The sequence below is a fragment of the Thermostichus sp. OS-CIW-33 genome, assembly GCF_054059615.1.
The window spans coordinates 77,776-101,492 of record NZ_JBSSCH010000005.1; the positions used below are offsets into that span (position 1 = coordinate 77,776).

At 60.0% G+C, this 23,717-nt stretch carries 20 protein-coding genes; 4 read left to right on the forward strand and 16 right to left on the reverse strand.

Features of this window, described 5'->3' with window-relative positions:
- Nucleotides 1-16 precede the first annotated feature (16 nt).
- The 3 genes from ACVWZG_RS05175 to ACVWZG_RS05185 form a co-directional block, all read right to left on the reverse strand.
- Complete coding sequence (locus ACVWZG_RS05175) at nt 17-1,306, reverse strand: M16 family metallopeptidase (RefSeq protein ID WP_457405253.1); 1,290 nt, start codon at nt 1,304-1,306, stop codon at nt 17-19.
- A 60-nt stretch (nt 1,307-1,366) separates the two neighbouring features.
- Nucleotides 1,367-2,671, reverse strand: a complete 1,305-nt coding sequence (locus ACVWZG_RS05180; RefSeq protein WP_457405256.1) for a M16 family metallopeptidase — start codon at nt 2,669-2,671, stop codon at nt 1,367-1,369.
- A 170-nt stretch (nt 2,672-2,841) separates the two neighbouring features.
- Entirely contained in the window at nt 2,842-4,056 is a 1,215-nt protein-coding gene (locus ACVWZG_RS05185) for a site-2 protease family protein (RefSeq protein WP_457384075.1), read from the reverse strand.
- 391 nt (nt 4,057-4,447) lie between these two features.
- Here ACVWZG_RS05185 and nrdJ point away from each other — a divergent pair, with 391 nt between their 5' ends.
- Both nrdJ and pheS read left to right on the forward strand, forming a co-directional pair.
- Nucleotides 4,448-7,834: a ribonucleoside-triphosphate reductase, adenosylcobalamin-dependent gene (gene nrdJ, locus ACVWZG_RS05190; protein ID WP_457405380.1), complete on the forward strand. Its 3,387-nt coding sequence runs from the start codon at nt 4,448-4,450 to the stop codon at nt 7,832-7,834.
- A 133-nt stretch (nt 7,835-7,967) separates the two neighbouring features.
- Entirely contained in the window at nt 7,968-8,969 is a 1,002-nt protein-coding gene (pheS, locus tag ACVWZG_RS05195; RefSeq protein ID WP_011432376.1) for a phenylalanine--tRNA ligase subunit alpha, read from the forward strand.
- A 67-nt stretch (nt 8,970-9,036) separates the two neighbouring features.
- Here pheS and ACVWZG_RS05200 read toward each other — a convergent pair whose 3' ends face one another.
- The 13 genes from ACVWZG_RS05200 to ACVWZG_RS05260 all read right to left on the reverse strand — a co-directional run bounded on the left by ACVWZG_RS05200 (nt 9,037) and on the right by ACVWZG_RS05260 (nt 20,755).
- Nucleotides 9,037-9,333, reverse strand: a complete 297-nt coding sequence (locus tag ACVWZG_RS05200) for a PipX family protein (RefSeq protein WP_011432377.1) — start codon at nt 9,331-9,333, stop codon at nt 9,037-9,039.
- A 191-nt stretch (nt 9,334-9,524) separates the two neighbouring features.
- A complete protein-coding gene (locus tag ACVWZG_RS05205) occupies nt 9,525-10,100 on the reverse strand; it encodes a TIGR04376 family protein (protein WP_414419458.1) in 576 nt (191 codons plus the stop codon).
- A gap of 196 nt (nt 10,101-10,296) precedes the next feature.
- The gene (locus ACVWZG_RS05210; RefSeq protein ID WP_414421397.1) at nt 10,297-11,052 is read right to left on the reverse strand and encodes an ABC transporter ATP-binding protein; all 756 of its coding nucleotides are present in this window, start codon (nt 11,050-11,052) and stop codon (nt 10,297-10,299) included.
- A 54-nt stretch (nt 11,053-11,106) separates the two neighbouring features.
- The gene (locus tag ACVWZG_RS05215) at nt 11,107-12,906 is read right to left on the reverse strand and encodes an MBL fold metallo-hydrolase (RefSeq protein ID WP_457405259.1); all 1,800 of its coding nucleotides are present in this window, start codon (nt 12,904-12,906) and stop codon (nt 11,107-11,109) included.
- Between the two features lie 256 nt (nt 12,907-13,162).
- A complete protein-coding gene (locus ACVWZG_RS05220; RefSeq protein WP_457405261.1) occupies nt 13,163-14,653 on the reverse strand; it encodes a cellulose synthase in 1,491 nt (496 codons plus the stop codon).
- A 226-nt stretch (nt 14,654-14,879) separates the two neighbouring features.
- Nucleotides 14,880-15,149: a 50S ribosomal protein L27 gene (gene rpmA / locus ACVWZG_RS05225; RefSeq protein ID WP_011432382.1), complete on the reverse strand. Its 270-nt coding sequence runs from the start codon at nt 15,147-15,149 to the stop codon at nt 14,880-14,882.
- 76 nt (nt 15,150-15,225) lie between these two features.
- Nucleotides 15,226-15,651, reverse strand: coding sequence for a 50S ribosomal protein L21 (gene rplU / locus ACVWZG_RS05230; RefSeq protein ID WP_011432383.1), 426 nt, complete (start codon nt 15,649-15,651; stop codon nt 15,226-15,228).
- Nucleotides 15,652-15,936: 285 nt separating this feature from the next.
- Nucleotides 15,937-16,686: a photosystem reaction center subunit H gene (locus tag ACVWZG_RS05235; RefSeq protein WP_041436253.1), complete on the reverse strand. Its 750-nt coding sequence runs from the start codon at nt 16,684-16,686 to the stop codon at nt 15,937-15,939.
- Nucleotides 16,687-16,731: 45 nt separating this feature from the next.
- Nucleotides 16,732-17,013: a chaperone modulator CbpM gene (locus ACVWZG_RS05240; protein WP_011432385.1), complete on the reverse strand. Its 282-nt coding sequence runs from the start codon at nt 17,011-17,013 to the stop codon at nt 16,732-16,734.
- Entirely contained in the window at nt 17,010-17,945 is a 936-nt protein-coding gene (locus ACVWZG_RS05245) for a DnaJ C-terminal domain-containing protein (RefSeq protein WP_414381340.1), read from the reverse strand. Before ACVWZG_RS05245 ends, ACVWZG_RS05240 begins: the two co-directional genes overlap by 4 nt.
- A gap of 156 nt (nt 17,946-18,101) precedes the next feature.
- Nucleotides 18,102-18,863: a ChaB family protein gene (locus tag ACVWZG_RS05250; RefSeq protein ID WP_457405263.1), complete on the reverse strand. Its 762-nt coding sequence runs from the start codon at nt 18,861-18,863 to the stop codon at nt 18,102-18,104.
- A 258-nt stretch (nt 18,864-19,121) separates the two neighbouring features.
- Complete coding sequence (locus ACVWZG_RS05255) at nt 19,122-19,976, reverse strand: M28 family peptidase (protein WP_457405266.1); 855 nt, start codon at nt 19,974-19,976, stop codon at nt 19,122-19,124.
- Nucleotides 19,973-20,755, reverse strand: a complete 783-nt coding sequence (locus ACVWZG_RS05260) for an HAD family hydrolase (RefSeq protein WP_457405269.1) — start codon at nt 20,753-20,755, stop codon at nt 19,973-19,975. Before ACVWZG_RS05260 ends, ACVWZG_RS05255 begins: the two co-directional genes overlap by 4 nt.
- A gap of 125 nt (nt 20,756-20,880) precedes the next feature.
- Between ACVWZG_RS05260 and lpdA the strand changes: the two genes are divergently transcribed.
- Together lpdA and ACVWZG_RS05270 are read left to right on the forward strand one after the other, a co-directional pair.
- On the forward strand, nt 20,881-22,263 hold the full coding sequence (lpdA, locus tag ACVWZG_RS05265; protein ID WP_457405270.1) for a dihydrolipoyl dehydrogenase: 1,383 nt from the start codon (nt 20,881-20,883) through the stop codon (nt 22,261-22,263).
- A 48-nt stretch (nt 22,264-22,311) separates the two neighbouring features.
- The gene (locus ACVWZG_RS05270; RefSeq protein WP_457415279.1) at nt 22,312-23,640 is read left to right on the forward strand and encodes a class I SAM-dependent methyltransferase; all 1,329 of its coding nucleotides are present in this window, start codon (nt 22,312-22,314) and stop codon (nt 23,638-23,640) included.
- Nucleotides 23,641-23,717: the final 77 nt, after the last annotated feature.

The window sequence follows — 23,717 nt, forward strand, 5'->3', positions numbered from 1 at the left end:
TCATGGTTTGCTCAGCTTAAAACACCAGCTCAACCTCTGCCAAGGCGGCTTCCGGCCCCACCAGAGCAATGGCCGGGGGGGTCAGGTAGGTTTTTGCGGCTTGATGGAGCTGCTCTGGGGTGAGTTGCCTGACCCTCTGCAAATACTGCTGGTCAAACTCCATGCCCAAGCCCAAAATCTCGTACCAGCCCACCAGTTGGGCCACCTGGGCATTGGTTTGTTTGCTGAGGGCATATTGGCCCAGAAGTTTGCGCTGCGCCATTTCCACCTCTGCCAGGTCGAGCGGATTGGCCTGCAGACGGTGGATTTCTGCTTGTAGGCGCTCCAGGGCCACCTGGGTGTTCTCTGCCGCAGTGCCCATGTAAACCCCAAAAGGGGCGGGATCCCGACGGGTGGCAAAAAAAGCCGAGACCTCATAGGCCAGGCCACAGCGCTCCCGCAGTTCCACGAACAGACGGCTGGACAGACCGCTGCCCAAGTAGGTGGCCAGCAACTTCAGGGCCGGATAATCCGCAGAAGCAGCAGGGGATCCGCGAAACCCAATCAAGATTGTTGTCTGCTGAGTGGGCTGGGGCAACCTCAGCAGTTGGGGATCCCTCAGAGGGGGTAGGGGAACATCCCGATCCTCTGGAGAGGGGCCGGGAACAACCCAGTCCCCCAAAGCCGCTTCCACCTGGGCAGCCATTTGCTCCGGCGGCTCTGGGCCGATCACCACCATCACCATTCCATTGGGACGACAGTAGGCCGCGTGATAGGCTACCAAATCCTCGCGGGTCAGGGATCCCACCGTTTCCAGCCGTCCCAACCCCGGCAGAGCGTAGGGATGATCCCCATAGAGGGCTTGTTGCACCTGATCGAAAGCCAAGCTGAAAGGCCGTTCCTGCTGGGCGCGAATGGCTTGCAGCATCAACCCCTGCTCTCGCGCCACCTCCTCTTCAGGAAAACTGGGATCCCGTAATATCTCCGCCAGCAAATCCAGCAGCTCCGGGAAATCGGCAGCCACACAGCGCAGGCTCACCTCGAAAGAGTCGGCAGAACTGTCCACCGATAGCGAGGCCCCCAGCGATTCCACCGCAGCAGCAATGGCCTGGGAGTTGCGCCGATGCGTGCCTTTGGTGAGGACAGCCGCCATCAAGTGGCTCACCCCCGCCTGTTGCGGCCGCTCTGCCCGGCTACCGCCGCGGAAAAAACAGTGGGCAGCCAAGATCTCCACCGTTGGGTTCTGGCCCAGCAACAGCGTGATGCCATTGGCCAAAAGGACGCGCTGTAAACGGCCACGTTGGGTGGCAAGCAGAGCAGAGTTCATGCAGGCAAGGGATCCCGTCCAAAATCCGAAAATCAAGAGTCCGGAGCGTCGAGGCAGCGCTTAACGGCAAGCCAGTTGCAGCTCCGAAGCCGCCGCTGTACCCAGGGCAGTCGGCTTGAGAACGGTGACCACATAGGCCTCCAAAGACAAGTACTGCTGGGCCAATTCCCGGATCTGAGCCGGGGTAAAAGATTGCAACAGCTCCAGGTACTCTTGAATGCGCTGCACCCCGCCCAGCGTCTCGTAGTAGCCATAGATGCCCGCCAATTGACTGGGAGACTCGGCGGAGAACAGGAACTCATGGGTGAGCATACGCCGGGTGCGATCCAACTCCGCTTGGCCGATGCCATCCTGCTGCAGCTTTTCAATCTCGTGCAGGATCGTCGCCTCCACCCGCGCCACATCCTTCGGCTCCAGCTGAGCGCCGATACAAAACAGTCCCCCCTCCTTCAACACCAGCGAAGAACAGCCAATGGCCCTCACCCAGCCCCGCTGTTCCCGCAGCAGATGCACCAGCCGCGAAGTACGGCCATCTCCCAGCAGAGAAGCCAACATCTCCAGGCCACAGGCTTGTTGCCAATCGTCAATGCCAACGGTAGGCCAGGCCAATTTCAGACGGGCTTGCTCCAAGCGGGCATGGTCGCTCTCCCGGCGCAGGATCCCTTGGGGACGAGGCTGGGGCGGGATGGGGGGGCTGGCCGGTGCTGGCCCAGCAGCAGAGCTGCCAAACTGCTCCTCCACCAAGGCCAACGCCCGCTCGGGATCGATGCCACCCGTCACCACCACCGTCATGGATTCAGGCCGATACCAAGCGCGGTGGTAAGCGCGCATCACCTCAGGGGTCAGTTGCATCAAGCTTTCCGGTGTGCCCAACACCGGTCGTCCATAGGGATGCTCCCCATAGGCGGTCTGCATCAAAAGCTGATAGGCCGTGTAGTCCGGGTTGTCGGCAGCGCGGCGAATTTCCTCCAGAACCACCTGCCGCTCCCGCTCAAACTCCAGATCTGGGATCCCGGCCCGCAAAACCACCTCTGCCAGGTAGGGCAGGGTATCCGCCAGGTCGGCAGCAGCCACCGTAATGTAGTAATGGGTGTAGTCTTGGCCGGTGGCAGCATTGGTAACTCCGCCCCGTCCTTCCACTGCCCAATCCAGCTCACCAGGGGCCAGCCGCTCGCTGCCCTTAAACACCATGTGTTCCAAAAAATGGGATAGGCCCAGCCACTCCGGCGGCTCATGGCGTCCACCTGTCCGTACCCAGACATCAACGGTTACAGAATCGGCAATGGGGATGGGATGAAGGATAACGCCTAACCCGTTGCTCAGTCGGTGGGTGTAGGCGGGCAAGAGACGAGGAAAGCGGTTCAAAATTCTTAACTGATGGAGAACAGTCTTAATTGTAGATGGAGAGGGGCTCCGGGAAATAGTATCTGAGACTACTTTTCTCGGCCTTCTCTCCCCACCTTGCAGATCCCAACCCCTTTTGTGGTAGAGGGAGAACCTAGGTACCTTGGGCTGCTCCCTGTCCAGACATCCCCCTAAGGCTCATTGCGCAGATCCGGGGATCCCTGCCAAGCCAGACTGGGGGATCCCTCTCCGGCCAGATTGTCCTCCACCTGAAATCCAGGGGGCCATTCTTCGCTATCGCGCACCCGCTGCACCACCTCTTGGGGCAGCACGACCCCCAACTGCCGGGCAGCCATGGCCACCACATCCCCCCGGTCGATCAAGCCAGCAATGGCGCCGGTGGGCGTGAAAACCAAAATGCGGCGGGGTTCTGCCTGGCGCATCATCTGAATTACCTGGGGAATGGGGGTCTCTTCTCGTACCCCCTGCAGTTGCTCCATCGGCTTGAGAATAGCCTTGAGGGTGAGGCGATCCCACTGGCTGCGCTCGATGTCGTTGAGCAATTCTGGCCTGACCAGCCCACGGTAGCGGCCATCTTCCTCAGCAAAATAAACGTCCGCCGGTTGAGTTGGGGCTTCCGGCCTGAGAGAAGAAGGCACCAGATAGCGATCCACAAACTCCCGCAGGCTCATGTTCGCATCCAAAACCCGAAACTGGCGGGTCATCACATCTGCAGCTTTCAGGCGGGCCAGCACCTGCTGCAGTTGCGCGTACTGGCTGTAGCGGCGGGCGGTGTTCAAAATAAACAGGCCGATCAACCCCACCCAGAGGCCGTTGAGGCTCCCCCAAAATACCACCAGCAGACCTAGCCCCACCAAACCCCAGCCCACCCCCTGGCCGGCTCGGGCCGCCCACAGCATACCCTTTTGCCGATCCCCTGTCCAACCCCAGATGGCCGCCTTGAGCATTTGCCCCCCATCCAGAGGCAGGCCCGGCAGCAGGTTAAACAGGGCAATCGTCAGGTTGATGGCAGCCAAGCTGGTGAGGGTTGAGGCCAGCATCGACTCCGGCACAGCCCAAGCCCGGGCCACGCTGAAGAAAACAAACAGACCCAAGCTGAGGAGAGGGCCTGCCACCGCCACGCAAAAAGCCCCAAGGGGGCGGGGAACTTCCCGCTCAATCGCCGCCATACCCCCAAAAATAAATAGGGTTATCGAGTTAACCCGTACCCCATAGGCGCGGGCCACCAAGCTGTGGGCCAACTCATGGGCCAGCAGAGAAAGAAACAACCCCATCGCCGTCAACACCCCGTAGGAGAGCACCAGCAGGAGGGCCGCCGGGAACCAGGTGTAGTCGATGAAAAAGGGGATCCCCCACAAGCTACCGATGCGCAGGCGACTGGTCATGACGATACAACTCCTTACACAGCTCTTACTGGGGAGAAGGCCCAGGAAGGTGCCGTTGAAGACGACAAGCAGCCCCTTAACTTGGGATCCCTCTCCTCCACTGTAGCCCTTCTGCCGGGCCTTCCGTTCCCTTGCGGCTCCCCCGGCAGACAGCGGGCCTGCCCTATCCCTAGAGGCTCTTAAAGATCTTCTCAGAGCACAACACTACCTACAACACCGGATCCCTGAAGATTGTGATAACGTGGTTGGGCATTGGGTCGGCGGGGTTGCCAACCGGCGCTCAAGAGTCGGAACTACCGAGCTTTGCAGAAGAGGTGTGGCTATGGTGTGGACTTCGTCCCGCTCAGGCGAACAGAGCAAAGAAGTACAGGGACTTGATCCCGCCCAGACGATGGGAGCCGCGCCTCCAGGCGAGTTTCCGGCCACAGCCCCGGCGGCCAGCCCGGTGTTCTACCGCACCTACAGCCGTCGCCGCCCAGATGGCAGCCGCGAGACTTGGAGCGAGGTTTGCGATCGCACCTTGGCCGATATTGCCCGGTTGGGGCGCTTCACCCCTCAGGAGCGGGAGCTCGTAGAGCGCATGCAGCGGCAGTTGAAGGCGTTGATCTCCGGTCGAGCCTTGTGGGTGATGGGCACCGACTGGATCCAGAAGCCGGAAAACTTCTCCGGTGCCTACAACTGCACCAGTTTGGCGGTGGTGGACTGGCGGGCCTTTGGCCTGATGATGGATCTGGCCATGATGGGCTGCGGCACGGGAGCGGTGCTGGAACCCCAGTTCATCCGCCAGTTGCCCCCCATTGTCAACCGCCTGCGGGTTCACGTGAAGGGATCCATCGGCACCACCCCTCCCGAAGAGCGGCAGGAGCACACCCGCATCCAACGGCAGGGATCCCAGGTGCACATCCAGGTGGGGGACAGCCGCCGCGGCTGGGTGGAGTCCTACCAAGCGCTGCTGGAGCTGGCGTCGGATCCCAGCTTTGGGGGCCAGGTGGAAGTGACAGTGGACTTGAGCGATGTCCGCCCGGCTGGGGAGCGGCTGAAAGGGTTTGGGGGCGTAGCCAACCCCATTAAGCTGCCCGGCTTGTACGAGCGCTGTGCCGCCATCCTCAACAGGGCGGTAGGTCGGCAACTGAACTCGGTGGAGTGCTGTTTGCTCATCGACGAGGCGGCGGTGGTGGTGGTGGCGGGAAACATTCGTCGTAGCGCTGGCATTCGTCAGTTTGCTGCCGACGACCAGCTGGGATCCACCGCCAAAGACAACCTCTGGCAGCAGGACGAAAACGGCAACTGGAGAATTGATCCCGAGCGAGATGCCCTGCGCATGGCCAACCACACGCGGGTGTTTCACCGCAAGCCGACGCGGGAAGAATGTATTGAGGCCGTGCGCAAGCAGTTTTACTCCGGTGAGGGCGCCATCCAGTGGGCCGGGGAAGCTGTAGCGCGGGCCAACGCCGACCTGCTCAACACCCCAGAGCTCAAGCGGGAGTTCCTCGACGTCTATGCCTCGCAGGGGCCAGAGGGAGCCGGACGCTGGATAGAAGAGCGGCAGGCAGCTACCGACTCTCCGTTCCTCCAACCCCCGGCATGGCATAGGGTACAACGGTACGGGCTGAACCCCTGCGTTACGGCCGACACCTGGATCCATACCGGCGACGGCCCGCGCCAGGTGAAAGACCTTATCGGCAAGCAGCACAGCACCTATGTCAACGGCGAGCTATTCAGCACCACGCCAGCCGGGTTCTTCTACTCTGGCACCAAGCCCGTGCTCAAGCTGTTGACCGAGGAGGGGTTTTCTCTGCGGCTGACAGGCAACCATCGGGTTCTCAAGGTCATCGCCCAGACCCCAAAGGCACAGTACACCGAATGGGTGCCGGCAGAAGACCTGCGCCCGGGCGACCGCATCCTGCTGCACAACCATCGCCATCTAACCCCGTGGGATGGTGAGGGAACCTGGGAGGAAGGCTGGCTCCTGGGGAATTGGTTGGGCAACGGCAGCCTTGCGACGACCCAGTGGAACGACACAGCTGTATTGCGCCACTGGCAGGATACCCAAGACGAGATGAACCCATATGCGGTTCAGCGGTTGCAAACTGCGGTGGGGTGCGAACCTCGCCGGCCAGAGACCTGGTATCACCCTGAGCTGAAGTGTCGGGTTATCCATTCCACCGGCTTGGCAAGACTGGCGGCCAAGTTCGGCATAGCTCTAGGACAGAAAGAAATGACTGCGGCAGTCGAGGCCACCAGCTGCGATTTCCACCGCGGCTTCTTGTGCGGCCTGTTTGATGCCGATGGCAGCGTGCAGGGGCTTAGCGTGCGGCTCTCCCAAAGCAACCTGGACACCCTCAAAGCCGTGCAGCGCATGCTTGCCCGCCTGGGGATTGTCTCGGCCATCCGTCCCGCTGGATATCACCTGCTGCCCGCCAGCCAGCGCCAGCCAGCCGCGCAGCACGAGCTGGTTATCGCTCACGAGCTGGTTATCACTAAGGACAACCTGCACCAGTTTCAAGCAGTAGTGGGCTTCCGCGAACCCCGCAAAGCCCAGAAGCTAGGCGAACTGCTGGGCAGCTATCAGCCCCGGCTTAACCGAGAGCGGTTTGCCGTCACGGTTGCAGCGCTGGAGCCTGACGGGGTGGAACCGGTCTATGACTGCACCGTGCCCGGCCCCAGCTGCTTTGATGCAAACGGGCTAGTCGTCCACAACTGCGGCGAGATCATCGGATTCGACTTCCACTGCAATCTGGCCGAGATCCACCTCAACCGGCTGGATCCCCAGAACTGGCAGGAGCAGGAAGACGCCTTCACGGCGGGAGCCCTCACGGTGGCAGCTCTGCTCCACCACCACTTTGTGGAACCTCGCTTCCAGCGCTCGCGGGAATGGGATCCCATTGTCGGCGTCTCGTTCACAGGCCTGTTCGACTTTTGCGTCAAAGCCTTTGGGGTTGAATGGCTGCGCTGGTGGCAGGAAGGGAGACCCGATACCCCCATCGGGAAGGAATTCAAGCAGCAGGAGCGGGAATACCTCAGCCGCTGGAAGGAGATCGTCCACCGCGTGGTCTGGGACTACTGCGACCGCCACAGCCTGCGCCGCCCCAACCGCTGCACCACGGTTCAGCCCGCCGGCACCAAGTCGCTGCTCACCAACGCCTCTCCCGGCTGGCACCCGCCCAAAGCCCAACGCTACATCCGCCGCATCACCTTTGCCAAAAATGACCCGGTGGCGCTGGCCTGTCTGGACTATGGCTACTCGGTGGTACCTGCTCAGGCGGACAAAGATGAAAACGGGAACTTGCTCAACGACCCCTTTGATCCCCGCTGTACCGAATGGCTGGTGGAACTGCCTGTGGAAGTAGAATGGGCCAACCTGCCCGGTGCTGGCCAGATCGAGATCGAGCAATTCTCGGCCCTGGCCCAGTTTGACTTCTATATGCAGGTTCAGAAGTACTACACCACCCACAACACCTCCGCCACCATCGAGCTGCGGGAGGACGAGGTGGAAGCTCTGGGATCCCGTATCTACGAAGCCATCCGCGACGACGAGGGCTACATCAGCGCAGCGCTGCTGGCCCGCTTCGATGCCCCCTTCCCCCGCCTGCCTTTTGAGAAAATCGACAAGCCCACCTACGAACGACTGGTGGCCGAGGTCAAAAAGAGACGGCGGACAGATAACTTCTTCGCGGCCCTGGCCCGCTACGACCGCAACTTTACCTTGGCAGCAGAGGGACCGGCAGGGTGTGACGCTCTGGGGTGTCTGTTGCCAGATTCGGCGCCTCAGAGCTAGTTCCCCAAAAGGGTTCCCCCTGCTGCCGACCAACCCCATCGGATGCAAAGGCGCGACCGAGCTCCCTCCTGTGATACCTTTGTAGGGACTCCTCACAACCCCAGGGATCCCTTCTGCCCTTGGAATCGGCCCCATGCAAGACGAAAAAGACACGCTTCGCCAACAGCTTCTCACCCTGCAAAGCGAGGCCCTCGCCCAAGTGGAACAAGCTGACGGTCTGGAGGCTCTGGAACAGATCCGCATCGACTACCTGGGCAAGAAAGGTAAGCTCTCCAAAATCTTGGGGGGAATGGGGAAGCTGCCCCCAGAAGAACGGCCTGCCATCGGCGCTTTGGCCAACACCTTCAAAGAAGCTCTCCAATCCAGCCTGGAGCAGCGCAAACAGGCCCTTGGCGAAGCTCAACTGCTGGCCCGCTTAGAAGCAGAGCGCCTGGATGTCACTATGCCCGGGCCCCGTCGGCCTCTGGGGCGGATCCATCCGCTGCAGGCCACCATCGACCGCATGCTCGATATCTTTGTGGGAATGGGCTACACCGTGGTGCATGGGCCTGAGCTCGAGACGGAGTACTACAACTTCGAGGCTCTCAACACCCCTGCCGACCATCCGGCGCGGGATATGCAGGATACCCTCTACCTGGCCAATGGCTACCTGATGCGTACCCAAACCTCCTCGGTGCAGGTGCGCTACATGGAGCAACACCAGCCGCCGCTGCGCATTGTGCATGCCGGTCGGGTGATGCGCCGCGATACCGTGGATGCCACCCACTCCGCTGTGTTTCACCAGATGGAAATTTTGGCGGTGGGCGAGAACCTCACCTTTTCCGACCTGAAGGGCACCCTCAACACTTTCATCACCCGCCTATTGGGCAAGCGAGAAACCCGCTTTCGGCCCAGCTATTTTCCCTTTACCGAGCCTTCTGCTGAGATGGACGTGCGCTTTGGCTCGAAATGGCTGGAAATCTTCGGCTGCGGCATGGTGGATCCCAATGTATTTCAAGCGGTGGGCTACGACCCGGAGCGCTACACCGGATTTGCGGCAGGGATCGGCATTGAGCGGATGGCCATGCTCCTCCACGGCATTCAGGATATCCGCCTGTTTTATACCAGCGACCTGCGCTTTCTGTCTCAGTTTTAGGTGGCTATCTTATCTGAGGAACAAAACCCTCGTCCTGAGCCCTGCAAGACCTTCAGAAAACCCTCTTTCAGGAAAAGGTTTGCTTGTAGATCAACTGCAATTGTTCTAGCTCATCTTGGCGGGCAGCACGGCGCAGCAGGCGCATTTGCTCTTCGATGAGCTGGCGAGCCTCATTACGGCTAATCGGATCGAAGACCAACTCCTCCATGGCAGCAGGATCCCCGCTGTTATCCGGCGGCCTGAAGTAAACCCGAAAAAAGAGCCTTTGGGCGTAGAGAGTGGTGAAGAGAGCCTGATTTTCGTCGACCTGACACAGGCTGTAGAGCAGACCAAATGTGGGGTGATTCAGATACAACTCATTCATGCCCAATAGCGTATCACTCTTGGGGGAGAGGAGAGACTTTTCTTCCCGGTCGGTGCCAGAGAAAGTTCTGGAAATGATGTGGCTATGGCTCTTGAGACCAAGGGCTTAAATCACAAGTTCCGCCCAGCTCGATTTTGGCTGTTGCGACTGGATTCAACATTAGCAAACTAACAAGATTTTGGGTCAGGCTGTTACCGCCGCTGCTGTTCCCGCACCTTCCTCTTCGTGTCATTCAATTCGTTTTCCACCTCTAGCTGACGAAATTGCTCTTCCAATTCATCCCAAGCCTCGGAAGGTTTTCCCCAAGGGCTGAAACCCAAGTCCGGGCTGTCAACGCCTTTGGCTTGTGCGGCTTTTACCTCCTGCAGCTTGGTCTTCACCTCTTGGCGGCGCTGGCGAATTTGCGGCAGCAGCGCTTCCATTTGTTGGATTTTCTCCTTTTGGGCCTTCATTTGACTCCATAGCTGGCTGCCCCTCTCCAACAGCTCAGCTTCCCGGCGTCGCGCTCCTTCGGCTAGATCGGGGCGATTGGCCCGCTGCGCCTTCTCAATGCGAAAGTGCCAGGTTTTGATCTCCTCAGCCAAGTTGAGAATGCTTTTTTGGAGAGCTTCCTCTTGGGCGCGGCTTTCCTGCAACAGCCGCAGGGTATCGGATTCCTGCTGGCGCAACTGCTCATCGAGGGCTTGCAGCTCGATCTCAGGGTGGGCCCTGAGAAATTCTTCCAGGCGGGTTTCCAAAAACCGGATGATATCTTCGATCAGTTTCATGGACGGATCCTCTTCCCAAGCCCTCAGTTGCGTTTAGAGTAGCCCAAGCTGGGCCATCCTAGATAGGGTTATCCCATGCCCGTTTAAGACATTCCCTTCGACCTTCACCCAAAGTGAGGCCAGGGATCCATCCGGCACGCCAGTTCACCGCAACTGGGAACTCTCCTGAACCCAACTGCCCCCAGGCGGATCCCTCTCAATCCAGCAAACGGCCATCTCCAACCCGGATAATGCGCTGGGCGGCCTGGGCTACTTCAAGGTCATGGGTGACCACGACCAGGGTGATGCCCTGCCGGTGGAGCTCCGCAAAAAGGTTCAGCACTTCCTGGCCGGTATGGCTATCCAGAGCCCCAGTCGGCTCATCAGCCAGCAACAGTTGGGGTCGGTTGACAATGGCACGAGCAATCGCCACCCGCTGCTGCTGGCCGCCGGAGAGTTGGGCCGGACGCTGCTGCAGTTTGCTCCCCAAGCCCACTTGTTCTAGGGCTTGCTTGGCCCGCCGGCGTTGCTCCGGCTCCGGGATCCCAGCATAGGCCAAGGGCAGCATGACGTTCTCCAGCGCTGTCAGGACGGGCAGGAGATGGAACTGCTGGAAGACAAAGCCGATTTTTTGGTTGCGAATGTGGGCCAAATCGCGATCGGTCAGGGTGGAAACTTCCACCCCATCCAGCCAGTAGCGCCCTGAGCTGGGCCGATCCAAGCAGCCGATGAGGTTCATCAGGGTGGATTTGCCGGATCCAGAGGGCCCCATAATGGCGCAATACTCTCCCGGCTGGATCGCCAAGTCGATATCGTAGAGGGCCTGAAAACTGCCCTCCGGCAGTGGATAGACTTTGTTCACCCCAACCATCTGCACTACGGGCGGGCTGGCCGCAGCCAAGGCCTCGGCTGGGCGCTCCAGGGATCCGACCGGCCCACGGCGATGATTTGCCCAGAAGTCTTGCTCAAGCATGGTTGGCACCGGGACTTGCCCCATTCTAGCCTTTGGGCTGCCGTGGCTTGACGGCTAACCGGAAGAGCGGATCTCCTGCGGCTGATGGTAGGGGCAGCTCCCCTGGGGATCCACCCTGAGGCGGTAGAGGGGGGAACGCTCCTGATCACAGCGAAAGGCTTGGGCTTGGGAAGTCAAGATCTGGCGGGCAAAGCGACAATTTTGGCACTTTTTGCCACCGTGATGACTGGATACAGAAGGCTGTTTTGGACGCGGCACGATCCCTGCTGGAGAAGGGGCAGCCTCTGCCGGGCGGATCAGCTCCCGTGGAGAAAGGCCGCGCAGCACCAGTTCGGATCCCTGCCAGCGGGCTTCCACCAGGCCGGTATCGGCCCAGGCCAGCCAACGGGGATCCTGGGTGATCTGGGGCGGCAGACGCACCTGTACCCCCGCCAAAGCCCGCGGCGAGCCCTGCTCCTGCCAAACTTCTTCCACCTCCCCCTCGTAGCGCACAGCGGGATCCGTGACCTCGGCAGGAGAATCCGGGAGCTTGACCGGGGTTTGCAGGCGGCCGTCGGGTAGCTCCAGCCAATGTCCGGGCTGGGGGCAGTGGACATGGTAGCGATTGCACAGCTCCGGCAGATCCGCCAGATCCTGAGCCTGCTTGGGGTCGGCGTGAACCAAGACCAAATGCTGGGGGCGAAAGGTGTGGATGATCTGGGTGAGATGCCCGACATCGTTGTGGCTGTGCCAGGTTATCCATTCAACGGCAATGCGGGAGCGCAGCGGCGCCGGCCAACGCTCAAATGGGGTGGCCAGCTCCACTTCCGGCAGCCGCACCAGCAGACAGGAGCGCTGCGGTTGGGCCAACAACCTCGACCAAATTGGATCCCAAGCCTCAGGCCCGGCATCGGCGTCGCACAGCAGCAAGCCTTGGGGCAGAGGATCCGCTTCGGTAAGGGGCTGAACCCGCGGCTGCAGGCGGTCTTCCCAGAACAAGGGCTGGTAGGTGGCGAAATTGCGCACCGGCTCCGGCAGGTAGGTGAGCAAGCGCTCGTAGAGATTGCAGCCTGCCGCCAGCCCCGGCGCCACCCATATCTTGAGATCTTGGGGGGCTTGGGTAAAGCGGTGGTGGGCTTTGAGGAGAAAGATCAGCTCCTGCCCCAACCCCAACACTGGCAGGGGAAACAGCACCGTTTGCCCCGCTTCCAAGGCGCTGAGCAACCGCTCCACCAGGCGATTTTCCAGGTGACGACGGGGTGGATGGCGGGTGGATCCCAGCGAAGCCTCGATGAGCAACACGTCCGGCTGCCAGTGGCGCAAAGCAATGAGATCCAAGCCGGGGGCAAAGCGAGTTGAGGCCAGGGAACAGTCGCCCGTGTACACGCAGGCTTGGGCCGGAGTGGTTTGGGTATTTTGCAGCAGGGTTGCCTGGGTATTTTGCAGCAGGGTTGCCGCCGCTCCCGGCAGATGCCCAGCCGCAAAGAAAGTGAGCATCAGATGGGGCAAAATCTCTCGCGCCCGGCCCAAAGGCAGCGCCCGAAAGGGGGGAAAGCGAATGTCCCGGTCGTAGCCTGGCCAAACGCCACACTCCCACAGACCAGCGGCCAAATGAGCAGTCACCGGCGTGGCGTAGAGAGGTACCTGAGGGTAACGACGATGAAAAGCAGGTAGCCCTTGCACATGGTCAAAGTGAGCATGGCTGCAGATTACCGCATCCGGGATCCCTGGCAGAGCCTTAAAGAGAGCAGGAGCGGGCAACCCACAATCGAGAAGCAAACGGTGGGATCCCATCTCCAGCCAATAGGCACAGCCCTGCTGCCAGGGATCCGTACCCAGGGGGAGCAGTCGAAGGGGGGGTCTCTCTGACTCCACAGGTGTGTCGTTCTGAACCTAGAAGACCGCGTTCAATCCTGCAAACAGGAGGGGCGACTTGGCCAGGGATCCCCCCTCTCCACCGGTACACCTCCCCGGAGAGTTGGAGACAACCTGTGCCGATCCACTTATCCTACACTTCTCACAGCATAGCGTTTGCCCACCATCTGCCGCGGCAGCCTGCCATTTCATCCATGCAGCAGCTGAATGGATGTGGGGATTTGGTTTTGCGATGAACTTGTCTTGGCTTGGCAGCCTATGGGTCGGCGCTCTCTTCTGTCGCCGCAGCGGCGCTGCTGCTGGGAAAAGCAAAGCCGGCAAAATCGTGATCGTCGGGGCGCACCGTCAGGATCATCAGGTTGTAGAAGGCCCAGACCAAGCCAAACAGCAGCTCAGGCCAAGAGGGATCCCAACTGCCGGCAAAACGCAGGGATCCCACCCCCATAGCCAGAAAAGTCAGCACAATAGCCAGAGCCTGAGGTCCTAAGGAGAGCTGGGAAGGCTGCTCGGGATAGGGGGGCACTCCCTGCAGACTTTGCACCAGCGCCTGGATGGACTGAAAAAACTGGCTGCCCGTCTGCCGTTCCGACTGCCAAGCTGCCCCCCACAAATGCGGGGGAAAGGCCAAGAGCCAACTGATGCGCCCTAGGAGAGCATAAGGCAAAAACCACGCGAAGAAGACCCGGTCAAAGGCCGGCACCGGCATCCACCCCGTGCAGAGAAAGACCATCGGCACCGCCAAGTAGACCAGCTCCGCCATCCCACCGGCAGCCCAGAGGGCCAGCCACAGGTATTGAAAGCGCTGCTGCTGCGTGGTCGGCTTGCCCCAGAAGGGATTTTCCCTCAAGGCCGAAAACAAAGCCAGCAAAGCAACGCGGCGGTTGCGCAAGGGCAACAAAACACCCGTAACCTGGGTTTGGCGAACCAATTGAGACTGCCAGCCGCGGCAGTGCATCTGACACCCCAACTGCACAGGGCGACGAATGTCGATCCGCGGGATCCCTTCCAAAGCCTTGCGCCGGATGAGACAGCCAGAACCCAACAGGGGTGCCGCCTGATACCCTTCGGATCCCACCGCCAAAAGCTGTTGCAGTGGGTGAACGGCTCTGGGCTGGCCTAGGGTGCGCAGCATCGCCTGCACAAACCCGATACGATTGGCGATGGGAGCCCGCTCCGGCGAGTCGTAAAAGTGGGGCAAGGTCTGCCACAGGAAGTCCCGCTCGAGAAAATGGCCCGGCTGCACCAGGAGCAGATACTCCCCTTGGATGTGAGGGGATCCCATCGCGTAAGCCAGGGGGTCGGCTGTGGGGCTAGGGCAGGCCCAGTATTCGCAGGGAATGGCCCGGGCCGCCTTGGCCATCTCCTCATCTTCTACCCGATCCACAATGTGGACAAACAACCGCTCCCACGGGTAGTCGAGGTGCAGAGCCGAGAGCACCGTCTGCCGGGTTGCCTCCAGAGAATCCCACTGGCGCAGCACCAGTACATCCACCCGCGGCAATTGGAAAAACGACCGCCGCAGGACCTCTGGGGATGGGATCGTCTCTCTCGGCACTTGGGGATAGCGGCTGAGGGTGAAGCCCACCGCTGCCAGCCAAACATACAGCTCTGCCCCCCAAAACAAAAGGGATCCCAAATCCATCAACCCGGCTGTCAGTCGCCAGTAGAGGTACATCACCCCGGCAATGAGGTGAAGCAACCCTGCCCAGCGAAACAAATACACCCGCATCAGCTTTCTGCCTTCCACGCTTTTGCCATTTTCGCCCCTAAGTGGTCAGGGATCCCTAGCTCCTCTTCTCTTCCGGCTGGCCCCAATCCTCAAGAACGAAAAAAGTTCAGGAATCAGCAACAGCAAAACCCTGTCTGCTCTGGAGCAGACAGTTTTCAGCCCGGCAAGCAGCTTGGTCGACAGAAGCGAGAATCTTCTCTTGCGGAAGAAACTCTCCCAGGCAGTTTCAAAGCTGGGCCTTTCCCTACTGGGCAGCCACCTCAGCTGGGTAGACACTCACCTTTTGCCGCCACTTGCCATAGCGCTCAAAAGTCACAATACCGGTGACCACAGAATACAAGGTGTCGTCGCCGCCGATGCGCACGTTCACCCCTGGGTGAAACTTGGTGCCCCGCTGCCTGACCAGAATGTGGCCGGGATGCACCAGCTCGCCCCCATAGCGCTTCACCCCCAGCCGCTTGGCATTGGAATCTCGACCGTTGCGAGTGCTGCCCGTTCCCTTCTTATGAGCCATGACGCCTCCTATGCAACTGCGTGATCAACAGAAACGAGATAAAAAAATCGGGATTCAGGACACCTGAGTTCAGAGTTTATTCCTCATCCGCAGGGATCCCTGTCGCCGCTGCCGAAGGGGCTGCCTCTGGGTTAGACTCTGGAGCCGCTTCCGTACGGGATGGTGCCGTGGCTAGGGGCACCCCATTGAGTTCAATAGACTCGATCAGCAGACGGGTCAGCGGTTGCCGATGACCCCTCTTTTTGCGGGTCTTTTTCTTTGGCCTCATCTTGTAGACGATGATTTTATCGCCGCGCCGATGCTGTAAAACCCGTGCCCTGACGACCGCCTCCGAAACGTAGGGATGCCCCAACGTGATTTGTCCCTCGTGGTTGATCAACAGCACACGAGACAAATCGAAGGGGCTGTTCTCCTCCACTTCCGCCAGGCGATCGACCTCGTAAAAACGCCCCGGCTCCACCCAAAGCTGCTTACCGCCGGTTTCCACAATTGCGTAAGTCATCTTTCTCCCTGCCGTACAGGTGCCCTGCGGGGGTCTTGAAACCTGATCCGAGCATTGACAGCGATCTTAGATCGTAGCCGAAAAAGCCGCCGTCCGTCAGCTGGGTTTGGTCGAGGACTGGCTTGCAACAGTTCCGGTCGAGCAGTGGGACGGACTCCCCAAGCACCTCATGCTGTTGCCCCCCAGCCCCTTTCCCAGAGGAAGAGGGGAGTTGGGAAGCAGTTGGGAAGCAAATGTGCAGCATCTGAGGCGACCGCAGGCCAGAGGTTGCAGAGTCATTCTTTGCTATTCGGTCAGCTTCTCCCAAGCAGCCTGAAGGGCAGCCTGCATGCGCTGAGCGGCGCGGCTGAGGCGATGTTGCCAGGTTTCCCACTTGTGTTGCAGAAACTCTGCCGCCTCGTCCAGTAGGGAGAGATCGAACTTGCCCCCTTTGGCCAGCTCGTCCCGCACCTGCTTCACCTTAACGCGCACCACCTCCGGCGGATCCTGTGGGCCAACCAACGCCTTGAGGCGATCCCCCATGCGCTGGATAAGCTGTTTCACCTGCCGAGATTTTTCGCTCCAAAAGTTCTTCAAGCCTTCTGCTTCCGATTTCAGCCGCTGCGGAGCATCCTCCTTAACCACCACCGCGTCCACATCAATGGCTTCCACATCCTCAGGCAGGAGAACGGCGCGCCCCCCCCAAGGCTCGGCAATGCTGCCACCCAGAATATAAGCGGCAATCGCTCCAGTCTCCCAGTCAAAGAGAAAATCCTCAATCCAGCCGACCTCTCGATTCCCAATGCGCACTGTGCGACGGTAAAGAGAGCTGATGGGGGTTAGGGGGGTAGCAAAAACGGTGGAGTAGGTCAGCAGCGCGTCTGGCCCGATGAGAGAAATCTGCTCCAGGGGGGTGTACCCCTGCTGGCTGGTGAAGTAGCATACCCGCCCTGTTGGGTCAACCCAGATTTCTTCTACGGTACCCAAGGCGGTAGCAGTGCTGCCATCGAGGGCCAGCAGGCCCACCACTTGGCTACGTCGGATGATCTGTTCCATAGGGTTCATCGAAGTTTATCTCCTTGATGGGTTGGCTGGGCAGCCTCAAAATCCGCGGTAGTGGCGCAGTTGCCCCCTGAGCCGGGCAATTTCCTGAGCCATGTCCAAGACCATCGCTGCCCCCGTCCAGTTAAGCCCCAAGTCTCGGTGTAGGCGGCTCATTTGCAACAACCGCCTGAGCTGTTGGGGGGTCAGGTAGCTGCTCTCGGCCTCCACTAAGCCTTGGGCCAGCAGCCATTCCAGCAGGTGGGGAGGGATCCCCAGCAGTTCCGTGGCCTGCTCGAAGGTATAGAGCCGTTCTTCTACCCGCACAATGGCCAAACTCATAGACTCACCTCCTGCAAGTGGGCGCGGGGATCCCAGCTACGGCTTTGCCGCAGCTTTTCGTAGAGATCCCGTTCGGTCTGGGAAAGGGATTTGGGCGCCACCACCTTCAGCCGCACCAGCAGGTCGCTCCGCTGGCCTTGGGGATCCCGCCAGCCTTGGCCCCGCAGCCGCAGGGTTTGGCCGCTGTCTACCCCGGCAGGGATCCTCAGTTGCACGCGACCCGTAGGGGTGGGAACTTCCGCCGTCCCTCCCAAAGCCGCCTCGTCAGGAGTAATGGGCAGCTCGCAGAGCAGGTTGTCTCCGTCAAAGCGGAAGAAGGGATGGGGGGGCAGCTCCAAAGTGAGGTAGAGATCCCCTCTTGGCCCGCCAAAGGGGCTGACCTGGCCTTTGCCCTTGACGCGGATGCGACTGCCCGGCTTAGCGCCGGGGGGAATGCGGATAGTTAGCGTTTCTCCATCTAGGTTCAGCCGTTTCTGGGTGCCGTGGAAAGCTTCTGCCCAGCTGAGACCCAGAGTGCCCTCCACATCCTGCCCCGGCAAATCCACCGAAACAAACGGCCCAAAGCCGCCGGCGAAGCCCTGGAACCCGCTGCGGCGGGATCCCATACGGCCCAGCAGCTCGTTGATAAACTCCTCGAAGCTGGCGTATTGGGCGAAGCCCTCCATGCCGGGCATTCCAGCCGCAGAGCCGGCACCCACCCGCTGCCAGTACTGCCCAAACTGGTCGTAGCGCCGCCGCTTCTCTGGATCAGAGAGCACCTCGTAGGCTTCGTTGATCTCCTTAAAGCGTTCCTCTGCCGCCTTGTTGCCGGGGTTCACGTCGGGGTGATACTGGCGGGCCAGCTTGCGATAGACGCGCTTGATTTCCTCGGCAGAGGCATCTCTGCTGACGCCCAGGATCTTGTAATAATCCTTGAAGTCACTCGCAGCCATAGGCTCACCCCTGCAAGGTTAGGTTAGAGTTTTTCGGGCTATTCTCAGGATATAAGGTTGCAGCTAAAAAAAAATTGGAGCAGACCCAGAACACGTACAGGCAGAGCGGCGAGATGGCGCTTTACTGTGCTCTCGCTACTTCGGAAACTTTTTGGGCTAGGGCTTGCGTTTGGAGAAGATCCCTTTCTCATCTCGTGTGAAAATTTGCTTGACCTTTTCCCAAGCTTTGAGGAGTGCATGGGCGGAGTTATTGCTCTCTTGTTTGGCTTGGTTGTAGGCTTCCACAAAGGTTTGCTGCGCTTCTTCCGAGAGGTCAGCGCGGATTTCCGGCGAGATGCTCTCTGGGGTTAAGTCTCCCTCTGGCTCACCGGGCAAGTTCAAGTCGGCAATGGAAACTTCCTCTCCGCCAGCACTCTGCAGCAGCAAGTAAATTTCGCCCGACTTCTCTTCCGGTACTTGCACCACCAACAAGAACTCGCCCGCCTGTACCCGGGTTTGGTAGATGGCGGCTTTCTCCTGCGGCATACCCAAGGCAATCAGGGCGGATCCCAGGCCCGCTCCCAGTGCTCCGTACAAAGCGCCGCCCGTTGCCCCCAACAAAGCGGCTCCCAGAGGCCCAGCGGCCACCACTGCCCCCAAAAAGGGAATGAACAGCACCCCCACGCCAGTGAGCAGCCCCAGCAGGGATCCGAACAGGGATCCATAGATGGCCCCATTGGTCAGACCGTCCAGAACCACCTCTTTGCGGGTGATAAACCCGGTAATTTTGGCTTCGGTTTGAAAGTTGCGGCCAATAATGGAGATGCAATCGTTGGGAATGCCACGGTTCAAAAGCCGCTGGATACACTCTTGCAGCTTGCCCTCTTCTTTGAAGGCGGCGGAAACACACTTTTTGGGAGCTTGGGCAAAAGCGCTCATACGCAATCTCCTGCTGAGTTTTACAGTGCCAAGGCAGGTTTTTTAACCTTTTCCCTGCTACTACTCTCGTCTTACTACTCTCGTCTATTGTCTCCCCTCATCAACAAAGGATCCAGTCGAAGAATCGCGAACCCCCTGGAGAAATCTCCGTACTGAGGATGCCAACTCTACCCTTACCCCCAGCCTCCTTCCAGAGAGAGGGGAGTTAGGACTTAACGCACGCTACTTGTTGTTGAACGACTGTGGTGTTTGGAAGAGCTACAGCGAGCGGATCCCGGCCATCAAGCCCTGGCAGACCCCCGTCAGGAAGTCTTGATCTAGGGTTTCGAGGGTGTCGCTTGGCTTGTGGTAGTGAGGGTTGCGCAAGAAGGCGGTGTCGGTAACCATAACGGCGGCGTAGCCCGCATCCCAAAAGGGGGAGTGGTCGCTCAGGCGAGTGGCAGGTAGGATCAAGCCTCGCTGCCCGGCCAACAACCAACAGCAAGGGATCCCCGCTTTTTGAAAATCACGCTGCAGCTTGAGCAGATCCCCCCAGGTGGGCCAGTTGCCAATAAGGCCAATGTAATCTCCCCGGTTGGGGTAAAGCTTCTCAAGGCCGGCGGGATAGTCCTGGGATCCGGGGGCGGGATCCCGGTAGCCCAGCATCTCCAGAGAGAGCATCAGCCGCAGGGGCTGGCGCTGCTGTTTAAGAAAGCGGGCGTAGGCTGTGCTGCCCACCATTCCCCGCTCCTCCAGGTCAAAGGCCACCAGCCACAGCGGAGAAGAAGCCGGCTCGGCAGCAAAATGGCGGGCCAACTCCAGCAACACCGCCACGCCGCTGGCGTTGTCGTCTGCTCCAGGGGTTGCCGGGGCAGCGTCAAAGTGGGCTCCGATGAGGATGGGTTGGCGGCCAGAACGGGATCCCGGCAATTTCAAGATCCAGTTGCGGTGCAGGCGGCCACCGGCCTCAAAGGGGAAGGACTCCAGGGATCCCCACTTAGAAAGCTGCTCTTGGATGTAGCGCTCCACCTGCTGATGGCCCAAGGGCGACCAGTCGGGATCCCGGGGCTGGGCCACTTGCTGCAGATGAGCCTCTAGGCGCTGCCGCAGGTCTTGGAGATCTGACGCCATCATGAGCTTCCCACTCCAGACCGGGCAACTTGAGCATGGATCTGTCGGGCCAACTCCAGGGTGAAGTAGCGGTGGGATCCCACCGTTCCCGCCAACACCCGAAACGGATCCTCAGGCTCCCCCAGGTGATCCAACACCAAAGCTGCCCCGGAAAAATCCTGATCCCGGGTATAGTCGTTTACCGTCACCACAGTGGGAATACCGGCCTGCTGGGCCGAGCGCAGCCCATTCTCCGAGTCTTCAAAGGCCAGGCAGGCCTGGGGGGGCAGCCCCATCTGTTCCAGGGTGTAGAAGTAGATGTCGGGGGCGGGCTTTTTGGCGGGGACAATATCGCCGGCAGCGATCACTTCAAACCAGCTTAGGCTCTCCGGCAGTGTGTGCTCCAAAAGGGCTGTTACATTTTCCGGCGTGGTGGTGGTGGCAATGGCCAAGCGGATCCCAGCAGCTCTGGCCTCCTGCAGGAGGCGCTTCACCCCTGGGCGGAGTGGGATCCCCCCTTGGGCCAATAGGGCAGTGTAGTGGCGGGTTTTGGCCTGGTGCAGCCGGGCAATGAGGGCATTTAAATCTTCACCAGGGGGTAGCGGCGGCTGGCAGGTTGCAACGAAATGGCGAATGCGCTCTTTGCCCCCCGTAATGGCCAGGAGTTGGCCGTAGAGCTCCACCGACCAGTGCCAGTCCAGCCCTGCCTCGGCAAAGGCAGCGTTAAAGGCCACGCGATGACCATCCCGCTCCGTGTCCGCCAGCGTGCCGTCCACATCGAAAATCAAAGCTTGCAGTTCCATGCGTACCCCCGCTCCCCCCCAGCTACAAGCGACCCTATGCTACCCCATGGTTTGGGTGCTCTCAGCCTGGTTTCTGGGAAGGCCAACAAGGTGAGAAAATGAGGCACCGGTTATCCAATCTCGCCATGAGCTTCGATTTTGACTTGATCATCATCGGTGCCGGCGTCGGCGGCCACGGCGCTGCTTTACATGCGGTCGAATCTGGCCTGAAGACCGCCATCGTTGAAGGTGCAGAAATGGGCGGCACCTGCATCAACCGCGGCTGCATCCCCTCCAAGGCTCTGCTGGCCGCCTCAGGACGCCTGCGGGAACTGCAACATAGCTCTGGGCTGGGCATCCAAGTGGGATCCCTTCAGGTGAACCGAGAGGCTATTGCCAATCATGCTGCCCAAGTGGTGGAGAAGATCCGCGCCGACATGACTCGCTCGCTGGAGAAGCTGGGGGTAACAATCCTGAGAGGGCGAGGCAAGTTGGTGGCACCCCAGCAGGTGGAAGTCCAGGAAGAGAAGGGATCCCACACCTACACGGCACAGGATGTCATTCTCGCGACGGGCTCCCGCCCCTTTGTGCCCCCCGGCATCGAGGTGGATGGGCGGACGGTGTTCACCAGCGACGAGGCGGTGCGGCTGGAGTGGATCCCGGAGCGCCTAGCGATTATCGGCAGCGGCTACATTGGCCAGGAGTTTGCCGACATCTACACTGCCTTGGGATCCCAGGTCATCCTCATCGAAGCCCTGGAGACCCTGATGCCGGCCTTTGACCCCGATATTGCCCGCCTGGCCCAGCGAGTGCTGATCAAGCCCCGCTCCATTCAAACCTTTGTGGGCGTGCTGGCTCGGCAGGTGATCCCCGGCCAGCCGGTGACCATTCACCTCTCCAACGGCGAGACGCTGCAGGTGGATGGCTGCCTGGTGGCTGCCGGTCGGATCCCGGTCTCAGAGGGGCTGGGCTTGGCCGAGCTGGGCATCGACACCGGCAAACGGGGGTTCATCCCCGTCGATAGCCGCATGGCCACCGATTTGCCTCACCTCTGGGCCATTGGGGATGTGACAGGCAAAATGATGTTGGCTCACGCGGCGGCAGCTCAGGGGAGAGTGGCCGTGGAAAACATCTGTGGCCGTACTGCCTACATGGACTACCTCAGCATTCCGGCAGCGGTGTTCACCCACCCGGAAATGGGTTTTGTGGGGCTGACCGAACCTCAGGCCAAGGAGGAAGGCTACAGCGTGGGCACGGTGCGCACCTACTTTGGCGGCAACTCCAAGGCCATTGCTTCGGGAGAGACAGAGGGCATGGTCAAGCTGGTCTTTGACAAGAGCACCGGCCTACTGCTGGGATCCCACATCTTGGGGGCACATGCAGCGGATTTGATCCACGAGGCGGCTCAGGCCATTGCTCGCCGGGCCACGGTGCGAGAACTGGCCGGCTTGGTGCACGTTCACCCCACCTTGGCAGAGACGCTGGAGGAAGCCTACAAGCGGGCTACCCACGCTCTGGCAGGGGCTTAGCAACGGTTGGGAAGATCTCCCCGCTCAAAACCTCAAGAAAACCGTAGGATGGGGGGGAATACGTGGGAGGAAGTGCTTTTGGTGAGCGAAGCCGAGATTACCCAGGCAGTGCAGGCCCAGTACGAGACTTTCCCCTATCCTCCTATTCCTTACGACCGGCCCTTTGAGGGCTTCTCCAGTCTGGGCAGCTATACCTTGGCGCAGTACGCCCGCACCCGTAGGCTGCAAGAGCCCGCAGGAGCCAGGTTTTTGGTGGCAGGGTGTGGCACCGGCTGGGAGGTGCATGGCATTGCCGCCAGCAACCCCGGCTATGGTTCGGTGGTCGGGATTGACATCAGTCGCCCAGCCCTGGAGATGGCCCAGAAGCGAATTAAGCACCACGGCCTGCGCAACTGTTCGGTGCAGTACGGGGATCTGCTGGATCCCTCTACTTGGCCCGAAGGCAGCTTCGACATGATCAGCTCCTACGGGGTAATCCACCACACTGCCGATCCCGTCAAGGCTTTGAGGAACTTGGCCTCGCGCCTAGCTGCCGACGGGGTGATGGCTCTGATGCTCTACAACCGTTCCGGCCGTTGGCACCTCTACCGCATTCGCCGCGCTTTGGAGCTGCTGGGCATTACTCCGCCGGCCACTCCGGAAAAAATTGAATTCGTGCGGCAATTGTTAAAGGCAGCTCATCCTACTTCCATGCTGGCCCAGCATGCCAAGGCCCACCAGGACTACTACCTCCACGATGAAAATATCGTCGATAACTTTTTGCACGCCAACGACATCCCTTTCGACATCGGCGAGATTCCCGACTTGCTTGCCCAAGCCGGGCTGGAGTTTATCGATGTAGCCCCCTACTTGGACTATTGGAATGCCAGGCCGTTGATTGCCGCCACCCACCCGGAGTTCCATCGCCGCTACGAGGCCCTTGCTCGCATCGACCAACTGCGGGTCATCGAGTATCTGGAGCCCCTATATCACACGCAAAATCTCTTTTGGTGCTGCCATCAAGGTCAAAAGATAACAACTTGGGATCCCTTTACAGTCGAATTTTTTAAGGGATCCCGCTGGCAACTCAACCCCTTGTTCGTCCGCTATGGCAGCGTGCGCTACTGGGATCAAAAAATCCCCTTTTCAGATCTGTTGGGCAAGCTGGATCCGGCCCAGATCCTGACCCAGAAGATGGATATTTTCTGGCCCGTCGCCCGGATCCCTGGCAAGATGATGGCCTCTACCCGCTACCAAGTGGTGGAGCTGCTGCTGCCCTTGGCCAATCAAGCCCGTTCTGGCGCTGAGATCCTGGCTGCCCATGAAGAGAGAGCCGACCACCTTCTCAACCTATTTCGACAGTGGGAAGCAGACCGGTTAGTCCTGCGGGTTGCCTAGCTTCTGGTTATTCCAAACAGTCCAAATCACCAGGGTCAAAGTCTGTTCCATGCTAAGGTTGTATCATGCATGACCGA

What these genes read in the sequence shown, in the direction of transcription:
- lpdA (WP_457405270.1), top strand. Translation starts at nt 20,881, where the DNA reads ATGAGCTTCGATTTTGACTTGATCATCATCGGTGCCGGCGTCGGCGGC.
- ACVWZG_RS05185 (WP_457384075.1), bottom strand. Translation starts at nt 4,056, where the DNA reads ATGACCAGTCGCCTGCGCATCGGTAGCTTGTGGGGGATCCCCTTTTTC.
- ACVWZG_RS05200 (WP_011432377.1), bottom strand. Translation starts at nt 9,333, where the DNA reads ATGAATGAGTTGTATCTGAATCACCCCACATTTGGTCTGCTCTACAGC.
- pheS (WP_011432376.1), top strand. Translation starts at nt 7,968, where the DNA reads ATGCAAGACGAAAAAGACACGCTTCGCCAACAGCTTCTCACCCTGCAA.
- ACVWZG_RS05260 (WP_457405269.1), bottom strand. Translation starts at nt 20,755, where the DNA reads ATGGAACTGCAAGCTTTGATTTTCGATGTGGACGGCACGCTGGCGGAC.
- rpmA (WP_011432382.1), bottom strand. Translation starts at nt 15,149, where the DNA reads ATGGCTCATAAGAAGGGAACGGGCAGCACTCGCAACGGTCGAGATTCC.
- ACVWZG_RS05245 (WP_414381340.1), bottom strand. Translation starts at nt 17,945, where the DNA reads ATGGCTGCGAGTGACTTCAAGGATTATTACAAGATCCTGGGCGTCAGC.
- rplU (WP_011432383.1), bottom strand. Translation starts at nt 15,651, where the DNA reads ATGACTTACGCAATTGTGGAAACCGGCGGTAAGCAGCTTTGGGTGGAG.
- ACVWZG_RS05175 (WP_457405253.1), bottom strand. Translation starts at nt 1,306, where the DNA reads ATGAACTCTGCTCTGCTTGCCACCCAACGTGGCCGTTTACAGCGCGTC.
- nrdJ (WP_457405380.1), top strand. Translation starts at nt 4,448, where the DNA reads ATGGGAGCCGCGCCTCCAGGCGAGTTTCCGGCCACAGCCCCGGCGGCC.
- ACVWZG_RS05255 (WP_457405266.1), bottom strand. Translation starts at nt 19,976, where the DNA reads ATGATGGCGTCAGATCTCCAAGACCTGCGGCAGCGCCTAGAGGCTCAT.
- ACVWZG_RS05250 (WP_457405263.1), bottom strand. Translation starts at nt 18,863, where the DNA reads ATGAGCGCTTTTGCCCAAGCTCCCAAAAAGTGTGTTTCCGCCGCCTTC.
- ACVWZG_RS05210 (WP_414421397.1), bottom strand. Translation starts at nt 11,052, where the DNA reads ATGCTTGAGCAAGACTTCTGGGCAAATCATCGCCGTGGGCCGGTCGGA.
- ACVWZG_RS05205 (WP_414419458.1), bottom strand. Translation starts at nt 10,100, where the DNA reads ATGAAACTGATCGAAGATATCATCCGGTTTTTGGAAACCCGCCTGGAA.
- ACVWZG_RS05240 (WP_011432385.1), bottom strand. Translation starts at nt 17,013, where the DNA reads ATGAGTTTGGCCATTGTGCGGGTAGAAGAACGGCTCTATACCTTCGAG.
- ACVWZG_RS05270 (WP_457415279.1), top strand. Translation starts at nt 22,312, where the DNA reads ATGGGGGGGAATACGTGGGAGGAAGTGCTTTTGGTGAGCGAAGCCGAG.
- ACVWZG_RS05235 (WP_041436253.1), bottom strand. Translation starts at nt 16,686, where the DNA reads ATGGAACAGATCATCCGACGTAGCCAAGTGGTGGGCCTGCTGGCCCTC.